The organism is Caldisalinibacter kiritimatiensis (assembly GCF_000387765.1).
In the GTDB taxonomy this organism is placed as follows: domain Bacteria; phylum Bacillota; class Clostridia; order Tissierellales; family Caldisalinibacteraceae; genus Caldisalinibacter; species Caldisalinibacter kiritimatiensis.
Window position 1 is genome coordinate 1 of record NZ_ARZA01000234.1, and the last position, 5,870, is coordinate 5,870.

Here is a 5,870-nt window from a genome sequence, read left to right on the forward strand (position 1 = left end):
AAAAAAAGTGTCTAATATATAGAGGAATATAATAATAAAAGTGTAAATAATACTATATAAAGGAAAGGAGAGTAGTCAATGAATAAAAGATTATATCGTTCAACTAATGACAAAGTCATTAGTGGTGTTTGTGGTGGGGTAGCAGAATATTTTGAAATAGACCCAACAATAGTCAGAATATTATGGGCTGTAATTGCCTTATCATCATGGGGCATAGGAGTTTTTGCATATATTGTCTGTATCATTGTAATCCCAGAAAACCCTTTTTTTAGCTCAAGCTCTATTGAAAATAATTCTACTACATCTACCACAAGTAACTCTCACTCTGTTATCGACCCAAACAGAAATAAACTTGCATTAGGTATTGTTCTTATAGGTTTAGGTGGCTTTTTATTATTAAAAAGATTTAATCTTTGGTTTAATTTTAGGTATTTACTACCTACACTTTTAATTGTTGCAGGTGTATATGTATTAGTTAGAAGAAAGGATGAGTATTAAATGAAAAGTAATAATCTAATTTGGGGTATTGTATTAATATTTATAGGAGTATTTTGGCTACTTGAAAACACTGGACTTGTATCTATATCCATAATTGACTCGTTATTTAAATTATGGCCTCTTATATTGGTGGTTATAGGAATAAACGTAATATTTAAAGATAAAAAATATGTTAAAGCAATATCCTGGGGAGTCTTTTTTATAATCATAATTCTATATGGTATATTCCAACCAAATAGTTTTGATATTAGCAATACTTTAGAAAATCCGAATTTTGAATATGAAATGAAGGAAAATACAAAACATGGTAATCTAAACTTAGCTGTAGGAGCAGGAAACTTGAAAATCAGCTCATCAAAGGATAATTTAGTACATGGTTTTATTTCAAACCCTAAAGTAACAAGTGAAGTTAAATATAAAAACAATGATAGAGATGTAACTGTAACTTTTAAAAGCCCTAATTTTAAAACAACTGATTTTGGTGAAATAAGCAAAGGAGATAAATATGACTTATATTTAAATAAAGAAATAACTTGGGATATAGATGCTGATATAGGGGCAATGGATGGACATTTAGATTTTAGTAATGTTAAAATCGATAATTTAGATATCGACTGTGGTGCGAGTGATTTAGAGGTAGTCTTTGGAGATACCACAAAGCGTACTTCTGTAGATATAGATGCAGGTGTATCAGACGTAGAATTAACTTTTCCAGAAAACGTGGGAGTAAAAATCGACTTAGATGGTGGCCTTAAGAATTCTAACTTAAAAGAACTAAATTGGATACGAGACAATGATTACTATATCTCTCCTAATTATGACGAAGCTGACAAAAAAATTGATGTAAGTATAGATTTAGGCATAGGACAATTGGTAGTAAATGTAAGATGAAATTAGAGGGACTCAAGTCCCTCTTTTATAATTTATTAACCACTTTCTCTATTTGCTCAAAACCTTTCTTTAAAATAGCTCTAGCACATGCTATCAAACCATTTTATCCTACCACTTTTATTTGTCATTATATCTATTCTATTTAGAAAAATATAATCCTTCATATTTAACAATAATATTCCTACGATACCTAATCAATGAAGTGTGAAGAATTAATTTGTTAACTTATGGCAATAATACAGTTAAGACTAATGGAGGTGGTAATAGATGCGTATCCCAAATCATATTGGAATAATACCAGATGGAAACAGAAGATGGGCAGTTAAACATGGCCTCACCAAAGAAAAGGGATATAAAAGTGGTCTTGAACCAGGTTTAGAGCTTTTCAGATTGTGTAAAAAGATCGGAGTAAAGGAAGTTACTTACTACGGTTTTACAATGGATAATACTAAGAGACCATCGGTGCAAACTAAAGCATTTACAAAAGCCTGCATAGATGCAGTAAAAATGCTTTCCAATGAAGATGCTTCCCTTTTAGTTATCGGTAACACTGATACTCCAAAATTCCCAAAGGAACTGTTGCCCTTTGCAGAAAAGCGTCAGAAATTTGGAAACGGAAAAATTAAGCTCAATTTCTTGGTGAATTATGGATGGCAATGGGATTTAGCTAATTATATCCATAGCAAAGGTAGAGAAAAGGATATTATGAATAATTTAAATTCAAATGACGTATCAAGAGTTGATTTAATCATCCGTTGGGGAGGAAGAAGAAGATTAAGCGGGTTCCTTCCTGTCCAGTCGGTTTATGCTGACTTTTATGTAGTGGACGATTTGTGGCCTGACTTCAAACCTCAACATTTCTATGATGCTCTAGAGTGGTACAGTAAACAGGATATTACACTAGGCGGTTAAACCCTGTTTTTTGAAGTGAAAGCCCCACATACTGGGGCTATTTTTATTGTAATTATCTTATTTTTTATAACTAAAATCAGACTTACAAATGAATGATTTCTTTATTTCAGTAAATACTAAAGACTAGACAATAGGAGGTATTTGAATGAAACAGGCTCTAACAAACCGCCAAATCGCATTTATACTTTTTGGTACCATCGTTGGTTACGGTGTTATAGGATTACCTAAAACAGCAGCTGAAAGGGTTGGTACTGAAGGTTGGATTCCCCTACTATTAGCAACAGTAGTAGCTGTTGGAATTACATATATAATAACATACTTAGGATATGTTCATGAAAATAAAACAATTTTTGAATATGGTCAGATATTGGTGGGAAAAACTTTAACTTACTTTATCGTTTTATTATATATAATTTATTTTTTCGTTATTTTCAGTATGCTTACTAGAATATCAACTGAAGTAGTCAAACTTACAATTCTACTCAAAACACCTGATTGGGCATTAGTATTAATTTTTTACTTAATTATATATTACGCTGTAACAAAAGGATTACTTATAATAGCTAGAATTAACGAATTATATGGAATTATAATAATTATAGGAATATTGTTTATCCATTTAGGAATATTTACTCAAGGTAAATTAATTAATATAAGGCCTTTATTTGGAGGTCAGCCAATACAAACTTATTTAAATTCTACACTTTATCTCATTATCCCCTTTTTAGGAATGGAAGTCTTAACATTCATCCCTATTAACCGAAAAGCCAATAAAAATATTTTTAAATATATATCAATAATAATAGGCTCTATTGGTATTCTATATATTTTAATAGTTGAATCATGCATATCAGTAATAGGAATTGAAGATATAGTCCATTATAAAGATGCCGTAATGGCAACAGTAAGAAGAGTTAATATAAAGTATCTTGAATTTTTACAAAGACTAGATGGAATATTTTTAATTACATGGATTATGAGTATTTTTTGTACTATCTCAGTCTTTGCATACGGTACAGCTTTTCTAATAAATAGTTGGTTTCCAAAGTTAAACTATAAACGTGTTGTATTTATTATATTGTTATTATCTTTTATCATCTTGCAAATTCCTAATTCTATAAACCAAGTAGAATCTATTATTACATATATAGGTTACTTAGGAGCTTTTGTTGCCATATTTATACCTATATTACTACTAATTATAACGAAGGTGAAAGGCTATGATAAAAAATCTTAAATTATTTTTTATATTAATTTTATCATTAATTTTAGTAACAGGCTGTTGGGACAGTCAAGATTTAAACAAAAAAAATATAATAACTGCTGTAGGTGTCGATAAAGTTGGTGATAATTATGAATTTGTCGTAGAAAGTGCAAAAACTTCTACTAGTATTACTAAAAGTAAAGAAGAAGCAGATATAGTTAATGTTTATATAACTACAGCAACTGGCAAAAACTTCGAAGAAGCAAGAGAAAAAGTTGACAGTAAATCACCTCGTTTATCTTTTTTAGGTGCCACAAGGGTTGTTGTATTCGGCGAAAACTATGCTAAGTCAGGCTTAACTCCTTATCTAAATAGAATAAATAAAACCTTTGATTATCGTAAAACTGTTCTAGCAGTTATAAGTCGTGAATCTCCAGAAGAAATTTTTAATCAAAATATAGAAAGTGCTATTTCTGTAGGATTCTTTATAGAAAATAATATAGAATACTTGGCAAATACCGGTGAAACATTGTATCCTACAATCGGTGAGATGCTCTCTGATATAGCTTTAGGTGAAGTTGGCTTCGTTCTACCATACATAGGTATAGAAGATAATAAAATAGAATATTTAGGTCTAGCCGCTATGAGTAGAGATAAACTTGTTGGAACTGTGAAAAAAGACAATACAGATGGGATATTATATTTATTGGCAAAGAATCCTTTATTCATTGAAGTACTACAGAGTCCTGAAAAAAAAGAAAATCTATACTCATTTAGAATAAGAATAAATAAACGGAAAATAAAAACTGACTATATAGACGAAAATATTGTTATAAACATAGAGTTAGACTTAAATGCTGAACTAAGATATCAATACAATATAGAGGCTGTAAGTGAACAACAAATAAAACAACTAGAAAAAAGATTATCAGAAAAAATAAAAAATAAAATTGTTTACATGATAAACAGAACACAAAAGGTATGCAAATGCGATATCTTTGATTTCGCCAGATACTTTAGAGCTGATAATCCCAAAATCTACAGACAAATTCACTGGTCAGAAGAGTATCCTGAAGCTAAAGTGAACGTAAAAGTTAATACTTTTATAACAGATTTAAACTTATCTGACCCTGGTGCAGAAACTAAATATTAAAGGATTGATAGTATGAGATTCCTAAAACGAAAAAATAAGTTTATAAGCAAAATCATTGAATTAAAAAAAGATGAGCTCGGTATAACTATACGAAAAATTCGTAGCTCAAATACTAATATATATATATTATACATAAAGCAGATAACAGATAGAAAAAGCATATCTGACACCATAATAAAACCTTTATTACAATACAGAAATAACGAAGAATTAGATGTCACAACAATAATTGAAGAAATAGTTTATATAGACGATATTTATTTAGATGATGATGAAAATCAAATTATAGAGCACATCTTAAATGGTCAAACAGTTATTATTCTATCTAACGATAATAAATATATTGTTGCCAATACAAGAAATGTTGAAAAGAGAAATGTAGAATCACCTGAAGTACAAAGCTCTTTTAGAGCTCCTAGGGATAGTTTTACTGAGAATCTTGACACAAATCTATCCCTTGTTAGATACAGAGTTAAAGATGAAAATTTAAGAATAGAATATATGACTGTAGGAAAAAGAACAAAAACAAAACTAGCTATAGTTTATGTAAAGGATATAGCTAATCCTAAATATTTAGAAGAAGTAAGAAAAAGATTAAAAAAAATAAATATAGATGGTATTATGGAATCAGGCTATATAAAGAAGCTAATAACAAATAACCCCTTCAATTTCTTTCCTGAAGTAGGTATTGCTGAAAGGTCTGAATCTGCATCTGCAAGTATTTTAAACGGTAAAATATGTCTATTTATTGAAGGTAGCAATTTAGCCTTAGTTATGCCTCAAACATTTATTGAATTTATAGACTCAGGAGATGACCATTACGAAGATATATATACTTCTGTTTTTGTTAAGATATTAAGAATATTAAGCATTTTTCTATCTTTAACTTTGTCATCATTTTATGTTTTATTTGTTAGCTTTCATCCTGATTTCATGCCTGCTCAGTATATTCTAACTTTGGCCACATCTAGAGTAACAGTGCCATTTAATGCTTTAATAGAAGCTACAGCAATGGAAATAGTTACCGAAATTTTAAGAGAAGCAAGTATAAGACTACCTAAACAAATAGGTCCTGCAATTGGTATAGTAGGAACAATCGTAATAGGGCAAGCAGCAGTTACTGCCGGACTTGTAAGTCCCCTTATGGTAATCATCATATAGCTCGTTGCAGAACTCTACAACTCGCATAAATACTGCATTTTATTTATTTAA

At 29.9% G+C, this 5,870-nt stretch carries 6 protein-coding genes; all 6 read left to right on the forward strand.

Going from position 1 to position 5,870, the window contains the following annotated elements; translation table 11 throughout:
• The first annotated feature begins 78 nt into the window (after nt 1-78).
• The 6 genes from L21TH_RS10380 to L21TH_RS10405 all read left to right on the forward strand — a co-directional run bounded on the left by L21TH_RS10380 (nt 79) and on the right by L21TH_RS10405 (nt 5,819).
• A complete protein-coding gene (locus tag L21TH_RS10380) occupies nt 79-498 on the forward strand; it encodes a PspC domain-containing protein (RefSeq protein WP_006315615.1) in 420 nt (139 codons plus the stop codon).
• Nucleotides 499-1,389, forward strand: a complete 891-nt coding sequence (locus tag L21TH_RS10385; protein WP_034429903.1) for a toast rack family protein — start codon at nt 499-501, stop codon at nt 1,387-1,389.
• Nucleotides 1,390-1,656: 267 nt separating this feature from the next.
• Entirely contained in the window at nt 1,657-2,301 is a 645-nt protein-coding gene (gene uppS / locus L21TH_RS10390) for a polyprenyl diphosphate synthase (RefSeq protein WP_006315621.1), read from the forward strand.
• Between the two features lie 145 nt (nt 2,302-2,446).
• A complete protein-coding gene (locus tag L21TH_RS10395; protein WP_006315623.1) occupies nt 2,447-3,538 on the forward strand; it encodes a GerAB/ArcD/ProY family transporter in 1,092 nt (363 codons plus the stop codon).
• Entirely contained in the window at nt 3,522-4,658 is a 1,137-nt protein-coding gene (locus L21TH_RS10400; RefSeq protein WP_006315624.1) for a Ger(x)C family spore germination protein, read from the forward strand. Before L21TH_RS10395 ends, L21TH_RS10400 begins: the two co-directional genes overlap by 17 nt.
• 12 nt (nt 4,659-4,670) lie before the next feature.
• The gene (locus L21TH_RS10405) at nt 4,671-5,819 is read left to right on the forward strand and encodes a spore germination protein (protein WP_006315625.1); all 1,149 of its coding nucleotides are present in this window, start codon (nt 4,671-4,673) and stop codon (nt 5,817-5,819) included.
• Nucleotides 5,820-5,870: the final 51 nt, after the last annotated feature.

Bases quoted from the DNA above. Each gene is read 5' to 3' on its own strand.
- L21TH_RS10380 (WP_006315615.1), top strand. From the start codon at position 79: ATGAATAAAAGATTATATCGTTCAACTAATGACAAAGTCATTAGTGGT.
- L21TH_RS10385 (WP_034429903.1), top strand. From the start codon at position 499: ATGAAAAGTAATAATCTAATTTGGGGTATTGTATTAATATTTATAGGA.
- uppS (WP_006315621.1), top strand. From the start codon at position 1,657: ATGCGTATCCCAAATCATATTGGAATAATACCAGATGGAAACAGAAGA.
- L21TH_RS10395 (WP_006315623.1), top strand. From the start codon at position 2,447: ATGAAACAGGCTCTAACAAACCGCCAAATCGCATTTATACTTTTTGGT.
- L21TH_RS10400 (WP_006315624.1), top strand. From the start codon at position 3,522: ATGATAAAAAATCTTAAATTATTTTTTATATTAATTTTATCATTAATT.
- L21TH_RS10405 (WP_006315625.1), top strand. From the start codon at position 4,671: ATGAGATTCCTAAAACGAAAAAATAAGTTTATAAGCAAAATCATTGAA.